27 protein-coding genes are annotated in these 25,197 nt (G+C 74.4%); 17 read left to right on the top strand and 10 right to left on the bottom strand.

Annotated elements, in window-relative coordinates:
• Positions 1 to 23: 23 nt before the first annotated feature.
• Both AB0E62_RS23135 and AB0E62_RS23130 read right to left on the bottom strand, forming a co-directional pair.
• Positions 24 to 452, bottom strand: coding sequence for a nuclear transport factor 2 family protein (locus tag AB0E62_RS23135; protein ID WP_362196815.1), 429 nt, complete (start codon positions 450 to 452; stop codon positions 24 to 26).
• A gap of 93 nt (positions 453 to 545) precedes the next feature.
• Positions 546 to 2,966 carry a hypothetical protein gene (locus AB0E62_RS23130; RefSeq protein ID WP_362197152.1) on the bottom strand — a complete coding sequence of 807 codons (2,421 nt, stop codon included), beginning with the start codon at positions 2,964 to 2,966 and terminating at the stop codon, positions 546 to 548.
• A 488-nt stretch (positions 2,967 to 3,454) separates the two neighbouring features.
• Between AB0E62_RS23130 and AB0E62_RS23125 the strand changes: the two genes are divergently transcribed.
• Positions 3,455 to 4,285, top strand: a complete 831-nt coding sequence (locus AB0E62_RS23125; RefSeq protein ID WP_362196812.1) for a DeoR/GlpR family DNA-binding transcription regulator — start codon at positions 3,455 to 3,457, stop codon at positions 4,283 to 4,285.
• 87 nt (positions 4,286 to 4,372) lie between these two features.
• A complete protein-coding gene (locus tag AB0E62_RS23120) occupies positions 4,373 to 4,846 on the top strand; it encodes an SRPBCC family protein (protein WP_362196809.1) in 474 nt (157 codons plus the stop codon).
• A 31-nt stretch (positions 4,847 to 4,877) separates the two neighbouring features.
• On the opposite strand, the gene AB0E62_RS23115 is transcribed toward AB0E62_RS23120, so the two are convergent.
• On the bottom strand, positions 4,878 to 5,996 hold the full coding sequence (locus AB0E62_RS23115) for a PLP-dependent cysteine synthase family protein (protein ID WP_362197150.1): 1,119 nt from the start codon (positions 5,994 to 5,996) through the stop codon (positions 4,878 to 4,880).
• Between the two features lie 333 nt (positions 5,997 to 6,329).
• On the opposite strand from AB0E62_RS23115, the gene AB0E62_RS23110 reads away from it, so the two are divergent.
• The 7 genes from AB0E62_RS23110 to AB0E62_RS23080 all read left to right on the top strand — a co-directional run bounded on the left by AB0E62_RS23110 (position 6,330) and on the right by AB0E62_RS23080 (position 11,290).
• Complete coding sequence (locus AB0E62_RS23110; protein WP_362196806.1) at positions 6,330 to 6,653, top strand: hypothetical protein; 324 nt, start codon at positions 6,330 to 6,332, stop codon at positions 6,651 to 6,653.
• Between the two features lie 257 nt (positions 6,654 to 6,910).
• Positions 6,911 to 7,540 carry an ATP-binding protein gene (locus AB0E62_RS23105; RefSeq protein ID WP_362196803.1) on the top strand — a complete coding sequence of 210 codons (630 nt, stop codon included), beginning with the start codon at positions 6,911 to 6,913 and terminating at the stop codon, positions 7,538 to 7,540.
• A gap of 106 nt (positions 7,541 to 7,646) precedes the next feature.
• On the top strand, positions 7,647 to 8,234 hold the full coding sequence (locus AB0E62_RS23100) for a TetR/AcrR family transcriptional regulator (RefSeq protein ID WP_362196800.1): 588 nt from the start codon (positions 7,647 to 7,649) through the stop codon (positions 8,232 to 8,234).
• A 48-nt stretch (positions 8,235 to 8,282) separates the two neighbouring features.
• Positions 8,283 to 8,672, top strand: a complete 390-nt coding sequence (locus AB0E62_RS23095) for a cupin domain-containing protein (RefSeq protein WP_362196797.1) — start codon at positions 8,283 to 8,285, stop codon at positions 8,670 to 8,672.
• A 17-nt stretch (positions 8,673 to 8,689) separates the two neighbouring features.
• Positions 8,690 to 9,274 carry a DUF4865 family protein gene (locus AB0E62_RS23090; RefSeq protein WP_362196794.1) on the top strand — a complete coding sequence of 195 codons (585 nt, stop codon included), beginning with the start codon at positions 8,690 to 8,692 and terminating at the stop codon, positions 9,272 to 9,274.
• Complete coding sequence (locus AB0E62_RS23085) at positions 9,271 to 10,182, top strand: phosphotriesterase (RefSeq protein WP_362196791.1); 912 nt, start codon at positions 9,271 to 9,273, stop codon at positions 10,180 to 10,182. The genes AB0E62_RS23090 and AB0E62_RS23085 overlap by 4 nt, the downstream gene beginning before the upstream one ends.
• A 61-nt stretch (positions 10,183 to 10,243) precedes the next feature.
• On the top strand, positions 10,244 to 11,290 hold the full coding sequence (locus AB0E62_RS23080; protein ID WP_362196788.1) for a S66 peptidase family protein: 1,047 nt from the start codon (positions 10,244 to 10,246) through the stop codon (positions 11,288 to 11,290).
• 25 nt (positions 11,291 to 11,315) lie between these two features.
• Here AB0E62_RS23080 and AB0E62_RS23075 read toward each other — a convergent pair whose 3' ends face one another.
• A complete protein-coding gene (locus AB0E62_RS23075) occupies positions 11,316 to 12,563 on the bottom strand; it encodes an ROK family protein (protein WP_362196785.1) in 1,248 nt (415 codons plus the stop codon).
• Between the two features lie 48 nt (positions 12,564 to 12,611).
• Positions 12,612 to 13,262 (bottom strand): alpha-ketoglutarate-dependent dioxygenase AlkB, encoded by a 651-nt coding sequence (locus tag AB0E62_RS23070; protein WP_362196782.1) that lies wholly within the window; start codon positions 13,260 to 13,262, stop codon positions 12,612 to 12,614.
• 67 nt (positions 13,263 to 13,329) lie between these two features.
• Here AB0E62_RS23070 and AB0E62_RS23065 point away from each other — a divergent pair, with 67 nt between their 5' ends.
• Positions 13,330 to 14,463 carry a methyltransferase gene (locus AB0E62_RS23065; protein ID WP_362196779.1) on the top strand — a complete coding sequence of 378 codons (1,134 nt, stop codon included), beginning with the start codon at positions 13,330 to 13,332 and terminating at the stop codon, positions 14,461 to 14,463.
• 61 nt (positions 14,464 to 14,524) lie between these two features.
• Here AB0E62_RS23065 and AB0E62_RS23060 read toward each other — a convergent pair whose 3' ends face one another.
• Both AB0E62_RS23060 and AB0E62_RS23055 read right to left on the bottom strand, forming a co-directional pair.
• Positions 14,525 to 15,385 carry a class II fructose-bisphosphate aldolase gene (locus tag AB0E62_RS23060; RefSeq protein ID WP_362196776.1) on the bottom strand — a complete coding sequence of 287 codons (861 nt, stop codon included), beginning with the start codon at positions 15,383 to 15,385 and terminating at the stop codon, positions 14,525 to 14,527.
• 30 nt (positions 15,386 to 15,415) lie between these two features.
• A complete protein-coding gene (locus tag AB0E62_RS23055) occupies positions 15,416 to 16,297 on the bottom strand; it encodes a sugar isomerase (protein WP_362196773.1) in 882 nt (293 codons plus the stop codon).
• Positions 16,298 to 16,432: 135 nt separating this feature from the next.
• Between AB0E62_RS23055 and AB0E62_RS23050 the strand changes: the two genes are divergently transcribed.
• Positions 16,433 to 17,212, top strand: a complete 780-nt coding sequence (locus AB0E62_RS23050) for a DeoR/GlpR family DNA-binding transcription regulator (protein ID WP_362196770.1) — start codon at positions 16,433 to 16,435, stop codon at positions 17,210 to 17,212.
• 170 nt (positions 17,213 to 17,382) lie between these two features.
• On the opposite strand, the gene AB0E62_RS23045 is transcribed toward AB0E62_RS23050, so the two are convergent.
• On the bottom strand, positions 17,383 to 17,778 hold the full coding sequence (locus AB0E62_RS23045) for a luciferase family protein (RefSeq protein ID WP_362196767.1): 396 nt from the start codon (positions 17,776 to 17,778) through the stop codon (positions 17,383 to 17,385).
• Positions 17,779 to 18,212: 434 nt separating this feature from the next.
• On the opposite strand from AB0E62_RS23045, the gene AB0E62_RS23040 reads away from it, so the two are divergent.
• Positions 18,213 to 19,397 (top strand): MFS transporter, encoded by a 1,185-nt coding sequence (locus tag AB0E62_RS23040; protein ID WP_362196764.1) that lies wholly within the window; start codon positions 18,213 to 18,215, stop codon positions 19,395 to 19,397.
• Here AB0E62_RS23040 and AB0E62_RS23035 read toward each other — a convergent pair.
• A complete protein-coding gene (locus AB0E62_RS23035) occupies positions 19,360 to 19,824 on the bottom strand; it encodes a hypothetical protein (RefSeq protein ID WP_362196761.1) in 465 nt (154 codons plus the stop codon). The two genes, AB0E62_RS23040 and AB0E62_RS23035, sit on opposite strands and share 38 nt — an antisense overlap.
• Before the next feature lie 125 nt (positions 19,825 to 19,949).
• Between AB0E62_RS23035 and AB0E62_RS23030 the strand changes: the two genes are divergently transcribed.
• The 3 genes from AB0E62_RS23030 to AB0E62_RS23020 all read left to right on the top strand — a co-directional run bounded on the left by AB0E62_RS23030 (position 19,950) and on the right by AB0E62_RS23020 (position 22,296).
• Positions 19,950 to 20,834: a TIGR03619 family F420-dependent LLM class oxidoreductase gene (locus AB0E62_RS23030; RefSeq protein ID WP_362196758.1), complete on the top strand. Its 885-nt coding sequence runs from the start codon at positions 19,950 to 19,952 to the stop codon at positions 20,832 to 20,834.
• 435 nt (positions 20,835 to 21,269) lie between these two features.
• On the top strand, positions 21,270 to 21,536 hold the full coding sequence (locus AB0E62_RS23025; RefSeq protein WP_362196755.1) for a hypothetical protein: 267 nt from the start codon (positions 21,270 to 21,272) through the stop codon (positions 21,534 to 21,536).
• A 19-nt stretch (positions 21,537 to 21,555) separates the two neighbouring features.
• Positions 21,556 to 22,296, top strand: coding sequence for a maleylpyruvate isomerase family mycothiol-dependent enzyme (locus AB0E62_RS23020; protein ID WP_362197148.1), 741 nt, complete (start codon positions 21,556 to 21,558; stop codon positions 22,294 to 22,296).
• A 7-nt stretch (positions 22,297 to 22,303) separates the two neighbouring features.
• On the opposite strand, the gene AB0E62_RS23015 is transcribed toward AB0E62_RS23020, so the two are convergent.
• The gene (locus tag AB0E62_RS23015) at positions 22,304 to 22,702 is read right to left on the bottom strand and encodes a MarR family transcriptional regulator (RefSeq protein WP_362196752.1); all 399 of its coding nucleotides are present in this window, start codon (positions 22,700 to 22,702) and stop codon (positions 22,304 to 22,306) included.
• An 85-nt stretch (positions 22,703 to 22,787) separates the two neighbouring features.
• On the opposite strand from AB0E62_RS23015, the gene AB0E62_RS23010 reads away from it, so the two are divergent.
• The gene (locus tag AB0E62_RS23010; RefSeq protein WP_362196749.1) at positions 22,788 to 24,278 is read left to right on the top strand and encodes an MFS transporter; all 1,491 of its coding nucleotides are present in this window, start codon (positions 22,788 to 22,790) and stop codon (positions 24,276 to 24,278) included.
• A gap of 70 nt (positions 24,279 to 24,348) precedes the next feature.
• Positions 24,349 to 24,633 (top strand): DUF6332 family protein, encoded by a 285-nt coding sequence (locus AB0E62_RS23005; RefSeq protein ID WP_362196746.1) that lies wholly within the window; start codon positions 24,349 to 24,351, stop codon positions 24,631 to 24,633.
• Positions 24,634 to 25,197 lie beyond the last annotated feature (564 nt).

The following is a 25,197-nucleotide window of genomic DNA, read 5'->3' as shown; positions in this document are numbered from 1 at the left end:
GCAGGTCGCCCTCCCCCGGAGGGTTACAGGTTGTCGCCCCAGCCGGACTGGATCATGGTCTGGAAGGCCCACTTCCCGTCCCGCTTGAGCAGGATGTCGGCGTACCTGAGCTGCTGGGAGCGGCCGTCGGCGGTCATGGTCGAGTCGGTGAAGACGACCGCCATCGAGGCGGACAGGAACACCGGGGTCCGGACGGACTCGAAGGTGATGCCCTGCTCTCCGTCGCCCATCACATGGGTCATGGTGGCGACGAACCGGTCGCGGTCCCACTGGGCCGACCGGCCGTCGCCCGCGGAGTCGTCGCTGACGAGGTTGAGCGGGAACACCGCCATGTCCGCCATGCGCCGGACATCGCGTCGGCCGCTCGCCGCGTCGTACTCGGCGAACCAGGCGTCCAGGCTCGCGCGGTCCTCGGCGGTCGGGGTGTAACCGGTGTCGGGCAGGAGGGTCATGCGGTCTCCTTCGGCGGCGGCGTGAAACGACTAGTCAAGTTTGACTAGTCGAGTCGGGAGCTTACACCGCTTCCCGTCAGTGATCAAACTTGATTAGCGGGAGGAGTCGGAGCGGTCCGGCCGGGCCGGGTGGGGGCGTTGGGCCGGGAGGCCGGGGAGGAGGCGGGTCAGGAGGGTCGCGCGTTCGCGGGCGAAGGCGGGATCCGACGGGTAGTCGGAGTGACCGAGGATCGGGGCCGGGAGCGGGTGCTCGGGGGTGCGGCCGTAGGCGAGAGGGTCCGGCAGCGGCTCGTGGTCGACCTCGGGGGCGGTGTCGCCCGGGATCCGGACCGGGCCGCCGATGGGGTCGGTGCGGCGGTACAGGTTGCGCCAGCAGGCGATGTCGCGGTGCAGGGCGGCGAGCGCCGGCGGACCGAAGTGGGCCGGGAACCAGCGGCCGTACAGGCGCTCCAGCGGGGAGCCGTAGGTGAGCAGGGCGACCCGGGCGCGGACGGACGGCGGGAGCTGCCAGGCCGCGGCGGCGGCCAGGACGCTGCCCTGGGAGTGCCCGGACAGCACCAGCCGGCCGCCGGTGCGCCGGGTCCAGGTGACCATGCGCCAGGTCAGGTCCGGCACGGCGCGCTCGGCGTAGCAGGGCGGGGCGAAGGGGTGGGCGGCGCGCGGCCAGAACGTGCCGACGTCCCAGAGGATGCCGATGGTGCGCCGGGCCGAGGCGTCCTTGTAGGCCCGCCTGCCCCAGGTCACGAAGAGCACGAAACCGACTCCCACCAGCCAGGAGCCCAGCGCCTGGCTGGTCTCGGCCACGGCCTGGACCAGGTGCGGGGTGCGGTGGGCCGCCCCGTCGGGGGTCTTCCCGGTGACCGCGGCACCGGCCAGCGCCACCGCGCCCAGCAGCAGCGTGGCGCCGGTGAGGACGGCGACGAGGAGGGGGACCCGGTCGGTCAGGGTGGCCATGGCGCGGGCGTGCGCGACGGCGCGGGTGCGGGACGGGTCCTCGGGGTCGCCGGGGTAGTCGCGGCGCACGCGGGCGCGTTCGGCGCGGGCGAGCCGGGCGGTGCGCACCGCGAGGGCGGCGGCCAGGAGCAGCAGCACCGCGAGGAGCGGCGGGATGACGGAGGCCTGCCAGGTCAGCAGGGCGGGCGGACCGGCGAGCAGGCCACGGGTGCCGTCCAGCCAGTCGGCGACGCGCTGGGCCACCCCGCCGGAGATCACCCCGCCCAGCGCGCAGGCGAGCAGCGCGACGGCGGGCCCGCCGAGGCCCCGCATCCCGGTGCGCGGGTCGGGGCGGCGCCGGTACAGGAGCCGGGCCACGACCGCGAGGACGACGACGAGGAGGCTCTGCGCCAGCATGAGGACCCCGAAGACCGGGACGCCGGGCAGCCGGCCGGTGGACTGCCAGCCGGGCCGGGACCAGCCGGCGTACAGCAGGGCGAGCAGGAGCAGGCCGAGCGCGCCGAGCTTCAGGCAGCGGACCAGGTGCCGGTCCAGACGCTGGTCGAGGCGGCGCTCGCTGCGGCCCCGGCTGCAGACCACCCAGGTCACCGCGACCGCCCCGGCGAGCAGGGCGGCGGGCAGCGCCCAGCCGAGGGCGCCCAGGGCCGCGGGACCGCCGGGCCGGCGGTCGAAGCGGGCGGCCGGGAGGGTGACGGCCGCGGCCACCGTGAGCAGACCGGCCGCGGTGTGTGCCGCGCGCAGCCGGGAGACCAGACGGCGTCCGTACCAGAAGCCGGGCCGGGCCAGCGCGCTGCCGCGCGGATCCGGCCGGGCCCCGGCGTCCTCCTCCCGGGCATCCGCGCCCCGCCGAGCGGCAGCGTCGTCGGCGCCGGCGTCCCGGTCCTCGGTGTCCGGGCCCTCGGTGTCCGGGTCCTCGGTGTCCGGGGACAGCGGCCGATGGGACTCGTAGGCGTTCCACGTGCGGTGCGAGAGGTACCAGAGCAGGCCGGTCAGCGCGGTCGGGACTACGGCGGCCAGGACCAGCCTGCGGCCGGGCGTGCTCCACCATCCGCCGGCCCCGGCGGGCGCCCCGGGGGCCGCGGGGGCCAGGAAGCCCAGCCAGGAGTGGCGGCGCGTGCACGCCGGGACGCTCGCACACTGCCAGGCCACCAGGTCCAGGGCGACCTCGCAGACCCCGGCGACCAGCAGCACGGTGAGGGTGAGGGCGGTCAGCCGTACGAGGAGGCCGTAGAGCCGGACGGTGCGCGGCCGGCCCGGTGCGGCGGGGCGCATCCAGTGGGCGAGGTTGACGACCATGAACGGCAGCAGCAACAGCCACAGGGCGCGGCTGCCGTCACCGGAGGTGAGGTTGCACCAGACGTACGCCTCGCGGACCGGCCCGCCGCGCGGCCCCCGCCCGGCCGGGGCCTCCCCGGCCTCCCCGGCGTCCTCGGCGTCCTCGGCGTCCTCGGTGCGCCGGAAGACGGCGGCCGTGTCGTCGCCGGAGACCCGGACCGTGCGCGGATCGCCGAGCATCTTCTCGGGTGTGGTGCCGCCGACCCCGTGCACCAGCAGTTCCAGGGCGGCCTCCGGCTCCGCCGGCCGTCGCGCCGGCCACCCGGCCGCACGGTCCTCGCGGTCCCCCGAGGGGGGATGGTCCACGGGCCGGCCGGACGGGGCCGGACGGGACGAAGGCGGACTCGCCGAGGACGGACCCCCTGGGGCCCGGTCGTCGTGCCGATCCGGTGACGGGCTCTCGTACGGCTCTGCGGCCTGCTCCACGGCCCGGTCCCGCGCGCGTTCCATCGTCTCGCACATCCCCCGTGACGCCTGACGTCTGTGTCGTGCGGGCTCCAGGATGACCGGTCCGGCCGCCCCGCACACCTCTCGTCACGGAATCTCCCCGATCCGGGTCAGGGCGGGTGCCCCGGGAGGTGGTGGCGCGACCGGCGCCGCCCCGTGAAAGGATGGAACGCCCGCGCACCGCCCGAACGGGCGGAAGTCCAGGTCGCAGCCGGTGCGCCGGGCGTGTCGGACGGTTGGCGTGCGGAGGAAGGACCGGAGCGTACGTGAGCGAGAATCAGAACCTCCTCGCCGAGCAGCGCCGCGCCCTGATCCTGGACGAGGTCCGGCGCCGGGGCGGGGTCCGGGTCAACGAGCTGACCCGCAGGCTCGGCGTCTCGGACATGACCGTGCGCCGCGACCTGGACGCGCTCGCCCGCCAGGGTGTGCTGGAGAAGGTGCACGGCGGCGCGGTGCCGGTGGTCGAGGCCAGTACGCACGAGCCGGGGTTCGAGGCGAAGTCGGGGCTGGAGCCGACCGCCAAGGAGGACATCGCGCGCGCCGCGGCCCGTCTGGTCGGCCCGGGGGCGGCGATCGCCCTGTCCGGCGGTACGACGACGTTCGCGCTCGCCCGGCAACTGCTGGAGGTGCCGGACCTGACCGTGGTGACGAACTCGGTGCGGGTCGCCGACGTCTTCCACGTGGCCCAGCGCACCTCGGGGCAGCGGCAGGGGGCGGCCACGGTGGTGCTGACCGGCGGCGTGCGCACCCCGTCGGACTCGCTGGTGGGACCGGTGGCCGACCAGGCGATCGCCGCGCTCCACTTCGATCTGCTGTTCCTCGGTGTGCACGGCATATCGGTGGAGGCCGGCCTGTCCACGCCGAACCTGGCGGAGGCCGAGACCAACCGGCGTCTGGTGCACTCCGCGCGCCGGGTGGTGGTGGTCGCCGACCACACCAAGTGGGGCACCGTGGGCCTGAGTTCCTTCGCCACGCTGGACCAGGTGGACACGCTGGTGACCGACGCGGGGCTGCCCGCCGAGGCGCGCGCGGAGATCTCCGAGCACCTGCGGGTGATCGTGGCGGGCGAGCCGGGGGAAGAGGCCGTGGAGGCCTGACGGTCCCCCTCCGCGGGCCGGTCGGCCATCGTGGCGGGCCCTGCCCGGCCGACCGTCCCACGGGGCGGCGCAAGGGGGTTCGCGTCCATGGCTCGTCGTCTGCGCCCGGTGGGTCCCGACTTCGTCGGAACCGCTCCCGTACGGCTGGTCTTCGGCCGGGAGGCCGCCGCCTCCCCGGAACAGGTCTTCCACGCGCTCGCCGCCGATGTGGCCGGCTGGCCGCGGTGGTTCGCGGCGGTGACGTCCGCCCGGGCCACCGGCGGCGGTGCCGGGCGGGAGATCCGGCTCAGGGGCGGGACACGGTTCGCGGAGACGGTGCTCGTGGCGAAGGAGCCCGAGGTGTACGCCTACCGCGTCGACGTCACCGACGCGCCGGGCGTGCGGGCCCTGGTCAAGGAGTGGCGGCCGGCTCCCCAGGGGACCGGCACCCGTGTGCGGTGGACCGTCGCCGCCGACGGCCCCGCGCCGTTCCGGACCGCCCTCGGGCCGGCCCGGCCGGGCGTCGGGCAGGCCTTCCGGAACGCGGTGAGGTCCCTGGACCGGCAGTTGGCGAGGCACTGAGCGGGCGGGGCGCCGGACGGCGGAGCCGCTGTCAGCGCGGCCACGCCCCCGTCGCCAGGAAGGAGCCGATGGCCGCCGTGTACGGCGCGATGTCCAGGCCCTGGGCCGCGAGCCACGCGTCCGAGTAGTACTTGTCCAGGTACCGGTCCCCCGGATCGCACAGCAGGGTGACGACACTGCCGGTACGGCCCTCGGCCACCATCTCGGCGACGATCTTCAGCGCGCTCCACAGCCCGGTGCCCGTGGAGCCGCCCGCCTTGCGGCCGATGGCGCCCTCCAGCGCGCGTACGGCGGCGACGCTCGCCGCGTCCGGGACCTTCATCATCCGGTCGATCGCGCCGGGTACGAAGCTGGGCTCCACGCGGGGCCGGCCGATGCCCTCGATCCGGGAGCCGCAGTCGCAGGTGACGTCCGGATCGCCGGTGGTCCAGCCCTCGAAGAAGCAGGAGTTGTCCGGGTCGGCGACACAGATCCGGGTGTCGTACTGCATGTAGTGGACATAGCGGGCGAGGGTCGCGGAAGTGCCGCCGGTGCCCGCCGTGGCCACGATCCAGGCCGGCTCCGGGAACCGCTCCAGGCGCAGCTGGCGGAAGATGGACTCGGCGATGTTGTTGTTGCCGCGCCAGTCCGTGGCCCGCTCGGCGTAGGTGAACTGGTCCATGTAGTGGCCGCCGGTCTCCGCCGCGAGGCGGGCGGACTCCTCGTACATCTTGCGGGAGTCGTCCACGAAGTGGCACCGCCCGCCGTGGAACTCGATGAGCCGGCACTTCTCGGCACTGGTCGTGCGCGGCATGACGGCGATGAACGGGACGCCGATCAGCTTGGCGAAGTAGGCCTCGGAGACCGCCGTGGAGCCGCTGGACGCCTCGATCACCGGGCGGTCCGGGCGGATCCAGCCGTTGCACAGGCCGTAGAGGAACAGCGAGCGGGCCAGCCGGTGCTTGAGGCTGCCGGTGGGGTGGGTCGACTCGTCCTTCAGGTAGAGGTCGATGCCCCACCGCTCGGGCAGCGGGAAGCGCAGCAGGTGGGTGTCCGCCGAGCGGTTGGCGTCGGCCTGCACCTTGCGGACGGCCTCCTTGAGCCAGTCGCGGTAGGCGGGATCGCTGCGGTCGACGTCGAGGGTGGCGCCGGTTCTGGTGTCGGACGGCATGCTCACGGCGGGACTCCTTGCACTCGTCGCCGACGGCGCCTCGCGCGGGCCGGCGGCTCGAGCATAGGCACCTTTCACATCCCTTCCCACCTGCATAAACGCATCTTTGGGCGGCCCAAAGACGGCCTGGGGCACAGGCGTGCGACCCCAAGGGGGACGCAGGGCCGCGCGTGCTCCGGGTGACTCGCTCACGCGCCCCCGCGCGCACTGGTGCTCCACGCCCGGCCGGGGCAGACTGCACGCGACGGGACGGTCCGTCCCGGACGGGGGCGCACAAGGAACCGACCTGTCGGGGAACCACGCAACCAGGGAAAGAGCGCGAGGGGGGCCGACATGGCTGAGCCGGAGTTCAGGGCCACAGGGGTGCGGATCGGCAGGGGTCTGCGTTCGCTCACCCGGGCCGGACAGGTCCGGATCAGCGACGGCAGGCTCCAGTTGCTCACCAGCTACGGCAGCGAGATAGACAGCGCGCCGGTGCAGGCGGTGCGTGCCTCCAAGCCGTGGTTCGTCCCGGACGACCGGGCGCTGGCCGACCTGAACGGCACCCGGTACCTGCTGACGCTGGGCGAGCGCGACCCGGCACCGGGCCGGCCGGGGCCGCCCGCCGCCCGGCGGTTCATCGACGCGGTCCGCCGGGCCTCGGGGCGCGGCGGCTGAACGGAGCGGACGCGGCGCCCGGAGACCCGGCGAGCCCGGCCACGCGCCCTGTCCGGCGCGTGGTCGCGGCGAGTTGCGGGAGTGGGTGCGCTGCGTCACTCTGGTCTCACGTCACTCTGGGTTTACCGGCGACAACGCTGCGAACCAGCCCGCCGGCCACGACAGCAGGCGGACGTTTGGACGCAAGCACCCTGCTGGATCCGTTGTTCTCCGTGTTCCTCCGGTTCCTCCGGACCTCACATCGGGGAGTCGCAGCCGTGATCAGTCATCCGAGCAGGCACTGCACAGTGGAGCTCCAAGCCCTGCCGTCGCGGATCGGCCAGGTCCGCAGAATCGTATCTGCGCAGTTGCGCTACTGGCATCTGGACCCGTTGATCGACCGGGCCGCGCTCGGTGTGACGGAGCTGCTGAGCAACGTCCACCGGCACGCCAGGCCCGACAAGTCATGCACCGTGGAACTGGAGTTGCTGCCGGACCGGCTCACGGTCTCGGTACGCGACCATGATCCGCGCCTTCCGGTACCGGCCGACACCGCGGAGCCGGCGGACACCACCCCGCTGGCCACCTGCGGGCGGGGGCTGGCGATGGTGGCCGCGGTGAGCGAGAGCTGGGGTGCGCGGCCGGACGGGGAGAACGGCAAGGTCGTGTGGTTCACGCTGCCGGCCCCGGGGGCGGTGCACAGCCGTCCGGCACGGTCACCGCGGAGCACGTCCCGGCCGGCGCCGGCGCCTTCCGCGGCGGCGATCGCGGGCGGGATCTCGGCTCCGCCGGGGGCCGGGGCACCGACGGGCACTCCCGCCGTCCCGGTGAAGGTGGCGGCGGCCGGGGCCCCCGCGGCCGCCGCGGTGGCGAGCGCGGTGACCGTCGGCGGTGCGGCGCCCGGCTGAGGCGGAAGAGGAGGCGGGGAGTGCCCCGGGCCCGAGCGCCCGGGGCACTCCCGCGCGCTCGTACGCGCCCATGTCCGGAACGGACTGGCGGACTGTAACTACTAGTATGTACAGTACGGGTATGAGCACCTCGGAACGACTGATCGAGTCCACCCGCGAGCTGCTGTGGGAGCGCGGGTACGTGGGCACCAGCCCCAAGGCGATCCTGGAGCGCTCGGGAGCCGGCCAGGGCAGCATGTACCACCACTTCAAGGGCAAGCCGGACCTCGCCCTGGCCGCGATCCGGCGCACCGCCGCCGAACTCCGGGCCACCGCCGAGGCGGTGCTCGGCGGGCCGGGCACGCCGTACGAGCGGATCGAGGCGTATCTGCTGCGCGAGCGCGATGTGCTGCGGGGCTGCCCGGTCGGCCGGCTGACCATGGATCCGGACGTGATCGCGAGCGACGAGCTGCGCGCGCCGGTGGACGAGACGATCGCCGCGATCCGCGACCGGATCGCCGAACTCGTCGAAGAGGGCAAGCGGCAGGGACAGTTCGCGCCGGAGCTGGACGGCGCGGAGATCGGCGCCGCCGTGCTCGCGACCGTGCAGGGCGGCTATGTGCTCGCCCGCGCCTCCGGCTCCCCCGCCGCCTTCGACGCCGGCGTCCGGGGCCTGCTCGCGCTGCTCGCACCGCGGACAGCCGCGACCCCCTGATTCCCTGAACTGCCCGCAACCCAACTCTCGACAGGAGAAGCGAGTCACGTGCACATCACCCGACGGCGGCCCGACACCCGGCAGGGTCCGGCGGAGAACTTCACCGGCACGGTCTGGCTGGACGAGACAGCCGCCCCGGCCGCCCCGTCCCGGCTGCGCATGTTCCACGTCCACTTCGCCCCGGGCGCGCACACGGCCTGGCACACGCATCCGCACGGGCAGGTGCTGCACGTCCTGGAGGGCGAGGGTCTGGTGGGGCGTCGGGGCGGCGAGGTGGAGGAGATCCGCGCGGGCGACACGGTGTGGATCGAACCGGGCGAGTGGCACTGGCACGGTGCCGGGCCCCGCACCTTCATGACCCATCTCGCGGCCGTGGAGGCCGCCGAGGACGGTGCGACGACCGAATGGCACGCCCACGTGTCCGACTACCCCGCCTGAGCCCGAGGAGCCCCGAAGTGCACGCGATGCAGTACGAGTTCACCCTTCCCGCCGATTACGACATGGGGCTCGTCCGCGCCCGGGTCGCCCGTGTCGGACATGTGCTGGACGACTGGGAGGGCCTGGGCGTCAAGGCCTATGTGATGCGCGAGCGCGGGGTGAGCGGCTCGCCGGTGAACCAGTACGGGCCGTTCTACCTGTGGAACACCATGGAGGGCATGAACCGGTTCCTGTGGGACGGGGTTTTCCAGGGGCCGGTGAACGACTTCGGCCGGCCGGCCGTCCGGCAGTGGACCGGCCTGGCCTTCGAGGAGGGCACGGCGGCCGCCTCCGCTCCGGCACGGGCCGTCCGCCGTCGCCTGCCGGTGCCCGACGGCGCGGAGCTGGCGCCCTTCATGGCCGACGCGGTGGCCGAGACCGGGCGGCTGGCGGCGGCGGACGGTGCGGTGCTCGCGGCGGCGGCCGTGGACACGCGGGCCTGGGAGGTCGTGATCTTCTCCCTCTGGGCGCACGACGGACCGGAGGCGGACGGGGACCTCTTCGAGGTGCTGCACCTGTCCGCCCCCGGCCGGGACCGGCTCCCGCGCGGGCGGCAGTGGTGAGGCGCGTCCGTACGGTCCTCGGCGACATCCCGCCCGGCGATCTGGGCGTCTGCGACGCGCACGACCACCTCTTCCTGCGCAGCCCGCGGCTGTCGGGGCAGGAACTGGACGACGTGTCCGCCGCGCGGGCCGAACTGGCGGCGTTCCGGGCGGCGGGCGGCGCGGCCGTCGCGCAGTGGACGCCGTACGGCATGGGACGGCGGGCGGCGGACCTGCCGGCGCTGTCCCGGGCGACCGGGGTGCGGATCGTCTGCGCCACGGGACTGCACCAGGCGGCGCACTACGACCCGGAGGTGCTCGACGGGCTGAGCGGCGGCCGGCTCGCCCGGCTGTTCGTGACGGAGCTGACCGAGGGCATCGGGACGACCGGGGTGCGGGCCGGCCTGATCAAGGTGGCGGGCGGTTTCCACGGGCTCGACGCGCACGCCCGCCGGACCATGAAGGCGGCGGCCGAGGCACACCACGCCACCGGCGCGCCCATCGCGGTGCACCTGGAGCTGGGCACCGGCGCGCTGGACGTGGTGGACCTGCTGTGCGGCGAGTCGGGAGTGCCCGGGGAGCGGGTGATCCTGGGCCATCTGAACCGGTTCCCCGACCCGGTGGTGCACCGGGAGGCCGCCGCGGCGGGCTGCTGGCTGGCCTTCGACGGGCCGTCCCGCGCCCACCACGGCACCGACTGGCGGATGCCGGAGGCGGTACGGGCCCTGGCCGAGGCGGGGTTCGGGAACCGGCTGCTGCTCGGCGGGGACACGGTGACCGCCGGGGCCCGCTCGGTCGACGGCGGGCCCGGGATGCCGTATCTGCTGCGGCGGGTGCGGGGGAGGCTGGCGGCCGCGGTGGGTGCTCAACTGGTGGAGCGGATCCTCACGGAGCATCCCGGGCAGGCGTTCGGGGCCGACTGGACGTGAGCCCTCCCCGGCGGGGAAACGCGGGTGCCCGGGCGCCTGCCGGCCCCCTAACCTGACCGGCATGATCACACCCGCGTATCCGCCCAAGCCCGTGCCCGGCGACCGCATAGCGATCCTCTCCCCCGGAGCCGGTCTGCCGGGGCTCCTGCCGCTTCCGTTCGAGCTGGGGCTCGAACGGCTGCGGGAGGACTTCGGGCTGGAACCGGTGGAGTACCCCACCACCCGCACGATGGGCGCCTCCCCGCGGGACCGCGCCGCCGACATCCACGCCGCGTTCGCCGATCCGACGGTCAAGGCGGTGATGGCCGCCATCGGCGGCGACGACCAGATCACCGTGCTGCGCCATCTGGACCGCGAGCTGATCCGCGCCCACCCCAAGCCGTTCTTCGGCTTCAGCGACAACACCAACCTGCTGCTGTTCCTGCACAACCTGGGCATCGTCGGCTACCACGGCGCGTGCGTGATGACCGAGCTGGGCCGCCCGTTCGCGCTGCATCCGATGACCGCCGGCTCGCTGCGCGCGGCCCTGTTCGCGTCGGGCCCGTACGAGCTGCGCCCGGCCGAGCGCTACCGCGACACCGACCGCCACTGGACCGACCCCGCCACATTCGACACCGAACCCGCCTCCGAGCCGGCCGGTGGCTGGATCTGGCACCGGCCCGAGCGGCGCGTGGAAGGGCGGGCCTGGGGCGGGAACCTGGAGATCCTCTCGTGGCTGCTGATGGCCGACCGCGAGATCGCGCGCGATCCGGCGGCCTACGACGGCGGCGTGCTGTTCCTGGAGACCTCGGAGGAACTGCCGAGTGCCACCGAGGTCTTCCGGATCCTGCGCAACATGGGGGAACGCGGCCTGCTGGAGCGCTTCCCGGCCCTGCTGATGGCCCGGGCCAAAGCCTGGTCCTTCGAGCGGCCGAACGACGCGGAGGCCAAGCGGCGCTACGCCACCGAGCAGCGCGAGGCGGTACTGCGCGCACTGGAGGCATATGCCCCGCACACCATGGCCGTCTTCGACGTGGACTTCGGCCACACCGATCCGCAGGTGGTGATCCCGTACGGCGGCCAGGTGAGCGTGGACGGCCCGGCACGCCGGATCACGGTGACGTACTGACGGCCCGGCGCGCTCCGGGCGCCGGCTAGGTGCTCCGGGCCAGTGCCGTCAGCGGGTCGTCCAGGACCGGCTGCCAGGCCAGCTCCGCCGCGCCGACCAGGCTGTTGTGGTCCAGGGTGCACGGCAGGATGGGGACGCCGCCGCTCTGGCCCCACAGGCTGCGGTCCGCGACCACCGCGCGCAGCCGGCCGGGGTCGGCCTCCAGCAGGGTGCGGTGCAGGCCGCCGAGGATGATGCGGTCCGGGTTCAGGATGTTGACCAGGCCGGCCAGGCCGAGGCCGAGACGGTCGATGAGGGCTTCGGCCGCGCGGCGCACGTCCGGGTCGTCGTACTGGGTGCGCAGCAGGTCGTCGGCCTGCCGGAGCAGGGACATCTCGGGGCCGGGCGCGAGGCCGGCCTCCACCAGCAGGGCCAGCGGGTCCGCCTCCACATCCAGGCAGCCGTGGCTGCCGCAGTGGCAGGGCCGGCCCTCCGGATTGACGGTGAGGTGGCCGACCTCCAGCGCCAGGCCCGAGCTGCCGGTGTGCAGCCGGCCGTCCAGGACCAGCGCGCCGCCGACCCCGCGGTGCCCGGTGGCCACGCAGAGCAGGTCCCGCGCGCCCCGGCCGGCGCCGTGCCGGTGCTCGGCGAGCGCGATCAGGTTGACGTCGTTGCCGGTGAAGGCGGGCCGGTCGATGCCGGCGGCGCGCACCCGCTCGGCGAAGATCCGCCGGACGGGCGCGCCGACGGGCCAGGCCAGGTGCAGCGGGTTGAGGGCCAGGCCGTCGGGTTCGGCGACGGCGGACGGCACGGCGAGTCCGGCGCCGACACAGCGCCGGCCGCTGGTGCGCAGCAGTTCGGCGCCCGCGTCCACGACGCTGGAGAGCACCTTGGCCGGGTCGGCGTCGACGGTCTCGCAGCCGGACGCGGTCGCCACGATCCGCCCGCCGAGCCCGACCAGCGCGGCCCGGAAGCCGTCGGCGTGGATCTGGGCCGCGAGGACCACCGGTCCGTCCTCGGCGACCTCCAGCCGGTGCGAGGGGCGCCCTTGGGAGCCGGCCGCGGAGCCGGGCCGGGCGTCCACCCGGATCAGGCCGAGCGCCTCCAGTTCGGCGGCCACCGCGCCGGCCGTGGCCCGGGTGACGCCGAGTTCGGCGGTGAGCACGGCCCGGGTCGGCGCCCGTCCGGTGTGCACCAGCTCCAGCGCGGGTCCGAGCGCACCGCGTCCCCGGTCCAGCCGCGCCCTCGTGGTGGTCCTCTCCCCCGCTGTCCGGGGCTCCGCCTTGCCGTTCATGAGGGCGAGTCTCCCATGATCCGCACCCGGGGTGCCCCGTCCGGCCGGCTACCGGCCGCTCACCCGCAGGGTGATGTTCAGCCGCCCGGCGAGGCCCAGCCAGTCGGGGGCCGTGCCGGGGCGGACGCGCGGCACACCGTGATAGGCGAGCCGGGAGGGGCCGCCGAAGACGAACAGGTCGCCGCCGCGCAGCTCCACGTCGGTGTACGGCTTGCCGCGCGTGGCGGTGTTGCCGAAGCGGAACACACAGGTGTCGCCGAGGCTGAGGGAGACCACCGGCGCGTCCGCCCGCTCGTCGGCGTCGCGGTGCATGCCCATGCGGGCATCGGCGCCATAGAAGTTGATCAGCGCGATGTCGTACGGCGCGGCCGGTACGGCGTCCGGGCCGAGCGCGTCGGCCACCGCGCGGCGGCCCAGTTCGCCGAGCCAGTCCGGGAAGGGCTTGACGGGGGCGCCGTCGCCGTCCACGGCGGTGCGGGCGTAGGCGTACGGGTACCAGTGCCAGCCCAGGCAGACCTGGCGGGCGGTCATCGCGCCGCCGCCGGGGGTGCGTACGGTGCGCAGCCCGGCGGGGGGCCGGGCCCAGTCGCGGCAGGCGGCGAGCAGGGCGCGCTGCCGCGCGGGGTCCAGCCAGTCCGGGACGTGCACGGCGCCCGGCGCGACCTGTGCGCGCTCCCTCGCGAAAAGCTCGTCCTCCATGCCCCCATCCTGCCCCACGGGCCCTGAGCTGCGGCTCGGCTAGCCTGGACGCACGATGAGCGACCGTATGACGACACCGTGGGGCGAGGTCGGGCTGACCCGTTTCCCCGAGGACCCGCGCGACCGGCTGCGTGCCTGGGACGCCTCCGACGCGTACCTGCTGCGCCATCTCGCCGACGAGGGGGTGCCGCTCACCGGCACGGTCGTGGTGGTCGGGGACCGCTGGGGCGCGCTGGTCACCGCGCTGGCCGCGCACCGGCCGACGCAGATCACCGATTCCTTCCTCGGTCAGGAGGCGACCCGGGCGAACCTGGCGCGGGCCGGTGTGGAGCCGGGTGCCGTGCGGCTGCTCACCACGCAGGACCCGCCGCCGGAGCGGGTGGACGTGCTGCTGGTGCGGGTGCCCAAGAGCCTGGCGCTGCTGGAGGACCAGCTGCTGCGGCTGGCGCCGGCCGTGCACGCGGGCACGGTCGTGATCGGCACCGGCATGGTGAAGGAGATCCACACCTCGACGCTCCGGCTGTTCGAGCGGATCCTCGGGCCGACCCGGACCTCGCTGGCCCGGCAGAAGGCCCGGCTGATCTTCTGCGCCCCCGACCCGGCGCTCGAGCGGCCCGCGAACCCGTGGCCGTACAGCTACGCCCTGCCGGACGGCGTCGGCGCGGTGTCGGGGCGCACGGTGGTCAACCACGCGGGCGTCTTCTGCGCCGACCGGCTGGACATCGGCACCCGCTTCTTCCTGCGGCACCTGCCCGGCCCCGGCGCGGGGCGCGTGGTGGACCTCGGCTGCGGCAACGGCGTGGTGGGTACGGCGGTGGCATTGGCCGATCCGACGGCCGAGGTGCTGTTCGTCGACGAGTCCTTCCAGGCGGTGGCCTCGGCGGAGGCGACGTACAAGGCCAACGGGGTGCCGGGGCATGCCGAGTTCCGGGTCGGGGACGGGCTGGCCGGGGTCGCCTCCGGCAGCGTGGACCTGGTGCTGAACAATCCGCCGTTCCACTCCCACCAGGCGACCACGGACACGACGGCCTGGCGGATGTTCACCGGGGCCAAGCGCGCGCTGCGGCCGGGCGGCGAGCTGTGGGTGATCGGCAACCGGCACCTCGGCTACCACCTGAAGCTGAAGCGGTTGTTCGGCAACTGCGGGACGGTGGCGTCGGACCCGAAGTTCGTGGTGCTGCGGGCGGTCAAGCGGGGCTAGCCCTTCGCCGGGAACCGTGCCCTCCACCCTGGCGGATCGCGCGGTTCCCGGCCGGTGCCGGTCAGCCGCCGGTGCCGGGCAGCACCCCGATGATCCGGTGGACTTCGCGGGCCATCGCCTCCCGGCCCACGCCGAGGTAGGCGCGGGAGTCGACGGCCTCGGGGCGGGCGGCGAGGAAGTCCCTGATCGCGCCGGTCATGGCCATGTTGAGCGCGGTGCCGACGTTGACCTTGGCGATGCCCGCGCCGACCGCCGTGACCAGTGACTCGTCCGGCACCCCGGAGGAGCCGTGCAGGACGAGGGGCACGCCCAGCGCGGCGGACAGGCGTCCGAGCAGGGCGTGGTCGAGTACGGCGGTGCGGCGGGTCATGGCGTGCGCGCTGCCGATGGCGACGGCCAGGGCGTCGACGCCGGTGCCGGCGACGAAGTCCCGCGCCCGGTCCGGGTCGGTGCGCGCGCCGGGCGCGTGCGCGTCCAGCGGCGGCCGGCCGTCCTTGCCGCCGATCTGCCCCAGCTCGGCCTCGATCCAGAGCCCTTGGGCATGCGCCCAGTCGGCGGCGGCCCGGGTCGCGGCGAGGTTCTCGGCGTAGGGCAGACGGGCCGCGTCGTACATGACCGAACCGAACCCGGCGTCGGGCGCCTGGCGGAGCAGGTCGTCGCTCTGTACGTGGTCCAGGTGCAACCCGACGGGCACGGCCGCCCGTTCGGCGGCGGTGACGGCGGCACGGGCCAGCGGCAACAGCCGTCCGTAGCGGAACTTCACGGCGTTCTCGCTGACTTGGAGGACGACGGGGGAACCGGCCGACTCGGCGCCGGCGATGACCGCCTCGATGTGTTCCAGGGTGATGACGTTGAACGCGGCGACGGCGGCGCGGGCCGCCGCGGCCCGGGTGACCAGCTCGCCGGTGGGCACGAGGGGCACGGAGTGTCCTTCCAGGGCGGTGTCGGCGGGTCAGGGCGCGAGGATCACCGAGCGGGTGAGGTGGCGCGGCCGGTCGGGGTCGAGCCCCCGGGCGGCGGCCACGGCCACCGCGAGCCGCTGGACGCGCACGAGTTCGGCGAGTGGATCCAGCGCGCCCTCGATCCACGTCCCGCCGGTGGCGCGGACCTGTGCGGCGAGACCGTCCGGTGCCGTGCCGAGCATCCAGGTGGCGGTCCCCTCGCAGGTGACGCTGATCGGGCCGTGCCGGTACTCCATCGCCGGATATGCCTCGGTCCAGGACAGGGACGCCTCGCGCATCTTCAGCGCGGCCTCGTTGGCCAATCCGACGGTCCAGCCGCGCCCGAGGAAGGTGAACTGGCGGCACTCCACGAGCCCTTCAGGCAGGGGGGCGGCCAGGGCGGCGCGCGCGTCGGCCACCGCGGCGTCGGTGTGCAGGCCGAGGTGGGCGCGCAGCAGGGTGAACGCGGTGGTGGCGAACCGGGTCTGGACGACGGAGCGTTCGTCGGCGAAGTCGAGGACGACGAGGTCGTCCGCGGCGGCCACGACCGGGGTCTCCGGGTCGGCGGTGACGGCGGTGGTACGGGTGTGCCCCGCCAACTCGCCGAGCAGCTCCAGCACTTCGGTGGTGGTGCCGGAGCGGGTGAGGGCGACCACCCGGTCGTAGGACCGTCCGTGGGGGAACTCGGAGGCGGCGAACGCGTCGGTCTCGCCCTGCCCCGCGCCCTCGCGCAGCGCGGCCACCGCCTGCGCCATGAAATAGGAGGTGCCGCACCCGACGACGGCGACCCGCTCGCCCGCCCGCGGCAGCGCCTCCAGGTGCCCCGCCGCCTGTCCGGCGGCCCGCTCCCAGCACTCCGGCTGGCTGTTCAGCTCGTTCTCGACATGGGTCATGGCCCACACCCTCCCCTTGCTGATTGTTCTTGCAAGGTATAGCGAGCTTTCGAGCACAATCAAGCATTCGGCGGGGAAGCGGAGTGCGCTAGGGTCGCCGGGAGATCGTCCGGAGGAAGAAGACGGAGGCCGCGGATGTCCCGGGACGCCCGCTGGAAGGCGCTGCTGGAACTGCTCGTCGAGCGCGGCCGGCTGGAGGTCGATGAGGCGGCGGCCGAGCTCGCGGTGTCGGCGGCGACGATCCGCCGGGACTTCGACCGGCTCGCCGAACAGCAGATGCTGGTGCGCACCCGGGGCGGAGCGGTGGTGCACGGGGTCTCGTACGAACTCCCGTTGCGCTACAAGACGGCCCGGCGCGCCTCGGAGAAGCAGCGCATCGCCCAGGCGGTGGCCGGGCTCCTCGCCCCGGGCGAGGCGGTGGGGCTGACCGGCGGCACGACCACCACGGAGGTGGCCCGCGCGCTGGCCGTGCGCGGGGACCTCGCCACCGGATCGCCGGCGCTGACCGTCGTCACCAACGCGCTCAACATCGCCAACGAGCTGGCCGTACGCCCCCAGTTCAAGATCGTGGTGACGGGCGGGGTGGCGCGCGCCCAGTCGTACGAACTCATCGGTCCGCTCGCGGACGGGGTCCTCGGCCAGATCACCCTGGACGTGGCCGTGCTCGGTGTCGTCGGCTTCGACGTCGCGCACGGGGCGGCCGCGCACGACGAGGCGGAGGCCGCCATCAACCGCCTGCTGTGCGAGCGCGCCGAGCGGGTGGTGGTCGCCGCCGACTCCAGCAAACTGGGCCGCCGCGCCTTCGCCCGGATCTGCGGGGCCGAGCTGGTGGACACGCTGGTGACGGACACGGCGGCGGGGCAGGAGACGGTACGGCGGTTCGAGGAGGCGGGCGTGCGGGTGCTGGCGGTGTGAGACGCGGGGCATCGGCAGGGCCGTCGCCACCACCACGGCGGGGCCCGTGGTCCTGCGGCTTCCATGGCCGGGGCTTCGCCGGCCGGAGCCGTACCGCTGCTGTCGTGCCCCGTCTCGACGACCTTACGCGTGCCGGTTCCTGATGGGGGACCAGCCGTGGTGTCCGCGCCTCAGATGCCGCGGAGGTCGGCCTTCACGAAGCCCGCGCCCCGCTGGTCGTTGCAGCCCGCCGGCGGCCGGTCGGCCGGGTCCGGCCACGTCTGCGGGGCCTGGAGCGCCACGCTCACGAGCGTCAGCAGCAGGTCGACGTCGCTGGCGGCGTCCAGGCGCAGCGTCACCCACGGCGAGCCGCGCACGATCCTGATCGCACCCGAGCCCTTGAGGTCCTTGGTGAACCGCCGGACGGCCCGGTCGGTGAGCCGCAGATCGACGTCACGCTCGGAGTGGAAGTGGACGATCTCGCCCTGGGCGGAGCTCACCGCCTGGCCCAGGCCGCAGCTCGGGACGGTCTCTGTCAGATCCGGCCAGGTCGCCAGTTGCGCGAGCGCGCGCGAGGCCAACGTCATGGGCCCATCATGGCGCGCTCACTCCTTCGCAACCAGCCGGTGAGCGAGCATTAACCAACCCGTATCCACCACGCGTTCGGTAACTCGCACACCCATCCAGGCATCGAACTCACCTGCGGACACTCGGCGTTGCGTCGCCCCGCGTCGGCGAGGGCGAGGAAGGCGCAGGTGGGCCGGTACGTGGGAGCCGCCGGCCCGGGCGTGCGGTCCGGGCCCGCACGCCACCCCCGTCCGCCCGGCAGGCGCGACGGCCGGAAGCCGGGAACCCCGAAAGGGCGAATCACCGGACGCCGGTTCGTCACCACGGCCACCGAGGGAGCCCTGTTGACGGCCGACCGCGCCGGGACCGGGCCGAGGCTCTCTTGCCCGCTCCCGGGGTCATCCGTACGCTGGACTTTGTGCCGATAATAAACAAAACCCGGATCCACAGTGTCGTGCCGGGCCGCGGCCTCACGGCACTGCGCGTGGCGATCACCGCCTTCTTCGCGCTGGACGGTTTCCTCTTCGCGGGGTGGGTCGTCCGCATCCCCGACATCAAGCACCAGACGCACGCCTCCACCGGCGCCCTCGGGCTCGCCCTGCTCGGCGTGTCCGCCGGGGCCGTGCTCACCATGACGCTGACCGGCCGGCTGTGCCGCCGCTTCGGCAGCCACCCGGTGACCGTGGTCTGCATGGTGGTGCTCGCGCTCAGCGTGGCGCTGCCCCCGCTCACCCGCTCGGCGCCCGCGCTGGGGGCCGTACTGCTGCTGTTCGGCGCCGGCTACGGCGGTGTCAACGTGGCCTTCAACAGTGCCGCCGTCGATCTGGTCGCCGCGTCGGGCAGGCCGATCATGCCGAGTTTCCACGCGGCCTTCAGCCTGGGCGGAATGGCCGGCGCGGGCCTCGGCGGACTGGCCGCCGAGGACCTCTCCCCCGCCCGCCATCTCCTGGGCCTCACCGTGATCGGGCTGCTCGTCACGGCCGTCGCCGGGCGCACCCTGCTGCGGTGCGAGCCACCCGCGCCACCGGAGCGCGCACCGGCGCGGACGGCGACGGCGGACGGGAAGGCCCGGCGCGGGCTCGTGGTGGTCTTCGGGCTCGTCGCGATGTGCACGGCGTACGGGGAGGGTGCGATGGCCGACTGGGGCGCGCTCCATCTCCAGCAGGACCTCGCGGCCTCCGCCGGCACCGCGGCGGCGGGGTACGCGTGTTTCGCGCTCGCCATGACCATCGGCCGGCTGACCGGGACGGCACTGCTGGCCCGGCTCGGGCGGTCCCGGACCGTGATCGCGGGCGGTACGGTCGCGGCGGCGGGCATGCTGCTCGGTGCGCTCGCGCCGTCGGTGTGGGCCGCGCTCACGGGCTTCGCGGTCACCGGACTCGGACTCGCCAACCTCTTCCCGGTCGCCGTGGACCAGGCGGGTGCGCTGGCCGGCTCCTCCGGTGTCGCCCTCGCCTCCACGCTGGGCTACGGCGGCATGCTCCTCGGGCCGCCCGCGATCGGGTTCATGGCCGACTGGTTCTCCCTGCCCGCCGCGCTCACCAGCGTGGCCGCGCTGGCCGCGGTCGCCACCGTCCTCGGCGTCGTGACGCGCCACGGCTTCACAGACACCGCTTCGCCAGGCCGACGAAGTGGGTGATGAGGTCCCGGGTGCGTATCCGCAGCTCGTCCGACGCGGCCCTGCTGTCCGCCTTGGACAGCTTCGTGATCTCCGCCAGCACGTCTTCCGCGACCTGCCCGAGTTCCGCGTCGTCCGTCAGCATCTGCGCCCGGAAGAGGGCTTCCTGGGCCTGGGAGCGCAGGTCGTAGGCGCGGATGCGGACCGTGCCGGGGTCCTCGGGCGGTGGCTGTTCGTGCTCGCAGAACCACAGGTGGACCAGGCAGCGGCGGTAGTCGACCAACGCGCCCGCGTAGGCCGAGTAGGCACCCAGCCGCTCCTGCCGGAGTTTCTCGTGCCGGGTGAACCGATGGCTCCTGTCCGTGGTGTGCCGCTGGAACGCGAGGGTGAGTGCCGACCCGAGCAGGGTGCCGAGGACGGCTGTGGCACTGGCGATGACGGATGCCACGCCGCCAGCTGATCACGTGCGCCGGCCGGGCCGGGATGAACGTGTGCGGTACGGGAGTTGAGGGTGAGAACGGGGCGGCCGGTGATCGCCCTGGCCCAACGACCGTGCCACCGGAAGGCTTTCCCATGACCTCGCTGCGCCTCGGCGTCTCCCTGCAACCGCGCTGGCCGCTCGACGACGGAGCCGGAGTGCTCCGCGCCGCCCGCCGCGCCGAGGAGCTGGGCTTCGATCACGTCGCCGTCGGGAACCGGCTCCTGGACAGCGGTTTCGGTCTCGACACGGACCCGTTCGTGCTGCTGTCGGCCGTCGCCGGGGCGACGACCCGCCTGCGCCTGCTGACGTCCGTGCTCGTCGCGCCGTACTTTCCCGCGCTGGTGCTGGCCAACCAGGCCGCCACCCTGGACGTGGTCTCCGGCGGCCGGCTGGTCCTCGGCGTGGGCACCGGCTGGAACCCCGACGAGTTCGCGGCCGTCGGCGTGCCCGCCGGGGAGCGCGGTGCGCGCACCGACGACCACCTCGGCGCCGCGAAGGCCCTGTGGAGCCGGCGCCCCGCGGACTTCGACGGGCCGTTCACCCGGCTGCGCGCCGCACACCTGGGCGTGCCGCCGCTCACGCCCGGTGGCCCGCCCGTGTGGGTCGGCGGCCACAGCGGCGCCGCGCTGCGCCGGGTGGTGCGGTTCGGCGACGGCTGGTACGGCTCGGGCGCGGACGCCGCCGAGGTCACCGACGTACGGCGGCGCCTGCGGGACCTCGCCGGCGCCGAGCACGCCGACCGTCTGACGCTCGCCTCGTCCGGGTTCCTCACGCCGCCCGGTCTCCCCGCCGCGGTAGCGTCACCGGGACGACCGCTCGGCGGCGCCGCGGCCACCGCGGCGAGCGTCGCCGACGACCTCGCCCGGCTCGCCGAGGCGGGGCTCACCGTGTGCACCCTGTGGCTACCACTCGCGGCCGGGCACGTCGGTCCGGCCATGGAGTGGATAGCGTCCGAGGTGGCCCCCCGCCTGGCCTGACAGGACACCGCCGGGTCCGGCCGGCCCCGGGTGCGATGACCGCCCGTCCGGCCGGTACCCGGGTGCGGTGGTCCTGTCGGCCATCCGAGGCGGCGGCTCGGTCCGGCAGCCGTCGCCTCGGGCGGCCGGGCGTACGGGGCCCGCACGGGCGGGCGGCCCTACGGTGGCCGCGAACGGTGGCACAGCCGGTGCCGGTGAGCCCCGCGCCCGGAGGACAGAGGCCCCTGCGTCAGGAGAACGGCGGTCACCGCAGCCGGGGCCGCCGGCGGGCGCACGGGTCGCCGGGGCGGAGAGGCCACCGGCGGGTGGGCGCGGCCGTCGGCGCTCCCCGCGTACGCGCCGCCGGCCGGCAGGGCGTCGGCCGTCCGTCCCACGTTCGGGTGTTTTGGCCCCGTCACCCGGATGAGCCGGCTCCGCCATGAGCATCGTCGCCTCATGACCATGCGAAAGACACCCGGTCCGAAGCCGGCCGCGGTGGGCACGACCCTGCTCGCCGGCGCCTTCGTCCATCCGCCGGCGAGCGCGAGCACCGCCTCCGCCACGTCCTCTGCCGACCTGGTCCGGGCCCTCGGGCCGCGCACGGACGGCCAGGGCACGCACCTGCGTGTCCGCCACCCCGGCGGCACCGGTACGACCGCCCGGACCCTCGTACGGAACAAGCGCGCGGAGGTGGTCGGCCATGTCCCGGCCCGTTCTCTCTGACGACCGGCCGACTCAGCCGTTGAAGGTCGCCGACTTCGTCGAAACCCTGGATCACGAGGGCCGGTTACTGGCGGCGGCCGCCGCTGCCGCGGGGCCCGACGCCGGCGTGCCCGCGTGCCCGGGGTGGCATGTGCGCGATCTGGTGCGGCACATCGGTGCCGTACACCGCTGGGCCGCCGCCCTCGTCGCCGACCGGGCCACCGGGCCCCGGCCGTTCGGCGACCCGCCGGAGCCGGCCGACGACGAACTGGTGGCCTGGTACCGGGACAGCCTCCGCCTGGTGGTGGACACCCTGGCCGCCGCTCCCGCCGATCTGGAGTGCTGGACCTTCCATGCCGCGCCCAACCCGTCGCCGCTGGCGTTCTGGGCCCGGCGGCAGGCGCACGAGACGGCGGTGCACCGTTATGACGCGGAACGGGCGCGCGGCGGCGAACCCTCGCCGGTCGCCCGGGACTTCGCGGTGGACGGCATCGACGAGCTGCTGCGCGGCTTCCACACCCGCGACCACAGCCGTCTGCGCAGCGAGGAGCCGCGGGTGGTGCGGGTGCGCGCGGTGGACGGGGGCCCGGACGCCGTGTGGACCGTACGGCTCACGGCCGGGCCGGCGACGGCCGTGCGCGCGGCCGAGGGCGAGGCGGAAACCGAACTGTCGGGCCCGGCGGACCAGTTGTACCTGGCGTTGTGGAACCGGACGGCCGTGCCGAAGGTGACCGGCGATCCGGCGCTCGCGGCCCTGTGGCGGGAGCGGTCCGTGATCTGAGGCTCCGTCAGTCGACGGGGATGAGCATCCGGGCCAGCACCTCGCGCTGCACGGGCCGTACCTCGCCGTGCAGCGCGCGCCCCTTCGCCGTGAGCGACACCCGCACCGCCCGCCGGTCCTCGGGGCACATGCCCCGCTCCACGAGGCCGTCCTTCTCCAGCCGGGCGATCAGCCGGGACAGCGCGCTCTGGCTGAGATGGACCCGGTCGGAGATCTCCTGCACGCGGTAGGCGCAGCCGCCGTCCGGGGCGGTGCCCTCGGCCAGCAGGTCCAGCACCTCGAAGTCGCTCGCGCACAAGCCGTGCCCGTGCAGCGCCCGGTCCAGCTCGCACTGGGTGCGGGCGTGCAGCGTCAGAATCTCCCGCCACTGCTCCACGAGCCCCTGCTCGGCATTCGTCGCCGCCATGTCCGCACGGTAGCAGAAAAGCGCTTTTGTTGCACCGTAATTAAATGAGCTTGCATCTGATGCGTGTGCATGTAATCTCTTCGCCATGACCTCTCCGCTCACCACCTCCGCGGCCCCGTCCCCGGCCGTGCGCTGGACTCCCCGGCTGTGGGGCACCCTCCTGGTGCTGTGTGCCGCGATGTTCCTGGACGCGCTGGACGTGTCGATGGTCGGCGTCGCACTGCCGTCCATCGCCTCGGACCTCCACCTGTCCACGTCGGCCCTGCAGTGGGTCGTCAGCGGCTACATCCTGGGTTACGGCGGCCTGCTCCTGCTCGGCGGCCGGACCGCCGACCTGCTCGGCCGGCGCCAGGTGTTCCTGGTGGCCCTCGCCGTCTTCGCGCTGGCCTCGCTGCTCGGCGGGCTGGTGGACTCGGGCCCGCTGCTGATCGCGAGCCGCTTCATCAAGGGCCTCAGCGCGGCCTTCACGGCGCCGGCCGGCCTGTCGATCATCACCACCACGTTCCCGGAGGGCCCGCTGCGCAACCGGGCCCTGTCGATCTACACCACCTGCGCCGCCACCGGTTACTCCCTGGGCCTCGTCTTCTCCGGTCTGCTCACGGAGGCCAGCTGGCGGTTCACGATGCTGCTGCCGGCGCCGGTCGCACTGCTCGCCCTGCTCGTGGGCATGAGGCTGCTGCCGCGCAGCGAGCGCGAGCGCGGCCACGGCGGCTACGACGTCCCGGGCGCCGTCCTCGGCACCGCCTCGATGCTGCTGCTGGTCTTCACCGTCGTCCAGGCGCCGGAGGCCGGATGGGCGTCGGTCCGCACGATCCTGTCCTTCGTCGCCGTGGCCGTCATGCTGGTGGTGTTCGTCCTCGTCGAGCTGCGCAGCCCCAGCCCGCTGATCCGGCTCGGCGTGCTGCGCTCCAGCTCCCAGGTGCGGGCCCAGCTCGGCGCGCTGACCTTCGTCGGCAGTTACACGGGCTTCCAGTTCCTGGTCACCCTCTACATGCAGCAGGTACTGGGCTGGTCGGCCATGCACACGGCGCTGGCGTTCCTGCCGGCGGGTGCGCTGGTGGCGCTCTCCGCGACGAAGGTCGGCACCGTCATCGACCGGTTCGGCACGGGACGGCTGATCGTGCTGGGCTTCGTGATGATGACGGCCGGGTACGCGCTGTTCCTGCGCATCGACCTGAACCCGGTCTACGCGTCCGTGATCCTGCCGACCATGCTGCTGGTCGGCGCGGGCTTCGCGCTGTCCTACCCGTCCCTCAACGTGCAGGCCACGAACGGCGTCGACGAGCACGAGCAGGGCATGGTCTCGGGGCTGCTGAACACCTCGGTGCAGGTGGGCGGCGCGATCTTCCTGGCCGTGGTGACGGCGGTGGTGACGGCGCACGCCCCCGAGAAGGCCACCCCGCAGGCCGTCCTGGACAGCTACCGGCCCGGGCTGGTCGTGGTCACGATCGTCGCCGTCGCGGGACTGCTGCTCTCGCTCAGCGGACTGCGCCGGTCCCGGCCGGCCCACTCCGTCGTGATCGCCAGGTCCACCGTGAAGGAGACGGACGCCGACCGGGTACCGGTCCGCGACTAGGGGGACCGTCTCCACGTGCGCCCGGCGGGAGTTCGTTGCCCGCCGGGCGCACCTCTGCGAGGCTGACGGCATGGACGCACACGGGGGCCGCCGCAGCCAGGCGGAGCGGGACGCGGCGACGGTCGAGATCGGCTACGCGCTGGTGAGCGCCGGGTTCGCGGCGGCCGTGCTGTTCGGGGCCGTGGCCGGGCCCGCGCTGCTCTTCGACCTGCCCGGCCCGCTGTCCACGGTGCTGCTGCGGCTGGGCCTGGTGATCGCGCCGGTCGTGTTCCTGGCCCGGGTGGTCAGCGTGCTGACGCGCTTCCGGTGGCAGGCCCGGCCCGGCCGGTCCGATCGGATCAGCCCCGGCTCGTAGGCCGGCAGCCCGGCCCGGTCCCCGGCGGACGGTGTCCGCACAGGACAGCGCTGTGCCGGACCGCGCGAGCCCACCGTGCGGTGAGCGCACGGCACCCCCTCGAAGAGAGCCGTTCCCAAGCGAGACCGAGGGAGACGCCGACGGGCCGAAGACACCTCCACCGCGCCCCCCGGCAGCAAGGGACCCAGCCCGCCCCAGCCCCCGGAGACGGCTGCGGACACGGCGGGCGCCCGCAGCCCGAGGGGGCTCGACAGCCCGAGGGGGCTCGGCCGGACAGCCCGCGCGGCCGGAGAACCGCTCGGCCGAAAGGGGACCGCGACCGGAAAACCCCGCGCGCCCCGAGGGCGCGCGCCCACGACCGGAGAGTCCACTCGTCCGAAGGGCGCTCGGCCGGACAGCTGTGACTGAGCGCTTCAGTTGGCCACTGGGTGCTTCGGTTGGCCTCTCTGTCGCTCAGCCACGCGAACTGCTCTCACCTCTGCCTGCGGCCCGGAGAGCCGCACTTCCGCAGTCCATGCCGGGATGGATGCGTCGCAGGGAAATGTTCTTCCCCGGCGGCTGCTG

Origin of the sequence: Streptomyces sp. NPDC038707, from assembly GCF_040636485.1 — a bacterium.
In the GTDB taxonomy this organism is placed as follows: domain Bacteria; phylum Actinomycetota; class Actinomycetes; order Streptomycetales; family Streptomycetaceae; genus Streptomyces.
This window is presented reverse-complemented; position numbering and strand designations above follow the sequence as displayed.

Excerpts from the sequence above, each read along its gene's own strand:
- AB0E62_RS23135 (WP_362196815.1), bottom strand. The coding sequence starts at position 452 with ATGACCCTCCTGCCCGACACCGGTTACACCCCGACCGCCGAGGACCGC.
- AB0E62_RS23120 (WP_362196809.1), top strand. The coding sequence starts at position 4,373 with ATGGCTCGTCGTCTGCGCCCGGTGGGTCCCGACTTCGTCGGAACCGCT.
- AB0E62_RS23115 (WP_362197150.1), bottom strand. The coding sequence starts at position 5,996 with ATGCCGTCCGACACCAGAACCGGCGCCACCCTCGACGTCGACCGCAGC.
- AB0E62_RS23110 (WP_362196806.1), top strand. The coding sequence starts at position 6,330 with ATGGCTGAGCCGGAGTTCAGGGCCACAGGGGTGCGGATCGGCAGGGGT.
- AB0E62_RS23100 (WP_362196800.1), top strand. The coding sequence starts at position 7,647 with ATGTACAGTACGGGTATGAGCACCTCGGAACGACTGATCGAGTCCACC.
- AB0E62_RS23080 (WP_362196788.1), top strand. The coding sequence starts at position 10,244 with ATGATCACACCCGCGTATCCGCCCAAGCCCGTGCCCGGCGACCGCATA.
- AB0E62_RS23075 (WP_362196785.1), bottom strand. The coding sequence starts at position 12,563 with ATGAACGGCAAGGCGGAGCCCCGGACAGCGGGGGAGAGGACCACCACG.
- AB0E62_RS23070 (WP_362196782.1), bottom strand. The coding sequence starts at position 13,262 with ATGGAGGACGAGCTTTTCGCGAGGGAGCGCGCACAGGTCGCGCCGGGC.
- AB0E62_RS23065 (WP_362196779.1), top strand. The coding sequence starts at position 13,330 with ATGACGACACCGTGGGGCGAGGTCGGGCTGACCCGTTTCCCCGAGGAC.
- AB0E62_RS23055 (WP_362196773.1), bottom strand. The coding sequence starts at position 16,297 with ATGACCCATGTCGAGAACGAGCTGAACAGCCAGCCGGAGTGCTGGGAG.
- AB0E62_RS23050 (WP_362196770.1), top strand. The coding sequence starts at position 16,433 with ATGTCCCGGGACGCCCGCTGGAAGGCGCTGCTGGAACTGCTCGTCGAG.
- AB0E62_RS23045 (WP_362196767.1), bottom strand. The coding sequence starts at position 17,778 with ATGACGTTGGCCTCGCGCGCGCTCGCGCAACTGGCGACCTGGCCGGAT.
- AB0E62_RS23030 (WP_362196758.1), top strand. The coding sequence starts at position 19,950 with ATGACCTCGCTGCGCCTCGGCGTCTCCCTGCAACCGCGCTGGCCGCTC.
- AB0E62_RS23025 (WP_362196755.1), top strand. The coding sequence starts at position 21,270 with ATGACCATGCGAAAGACACCCGGTCCGAAGCCGGCCGCGGTGGGCACG.
- AB0E62_RS23015 (WP_362196752.1), bottom strand. The coding sequence starts at position 22,702 with ATGGCGGCGACGAATGCCGAGCAGGGGCTCGTGGAGCAGTGGCGGGAG.
- AB0E62_RS23010 (WP_362196749.1), top strand. The coding sequence starts at position 22,788 with ATGACCTCTCCGCTCACCACCTCCGCGGCCCCGTCCCCGGCCGTGCGC.
- AB0E62_RS23005 (WP_362196746.1), top strand. The coding sequence starts at position 24,349 with ATGGACGCACACGGGGGCCGCCGCAGCCAGGCGGAGCGGGACGCGGCG.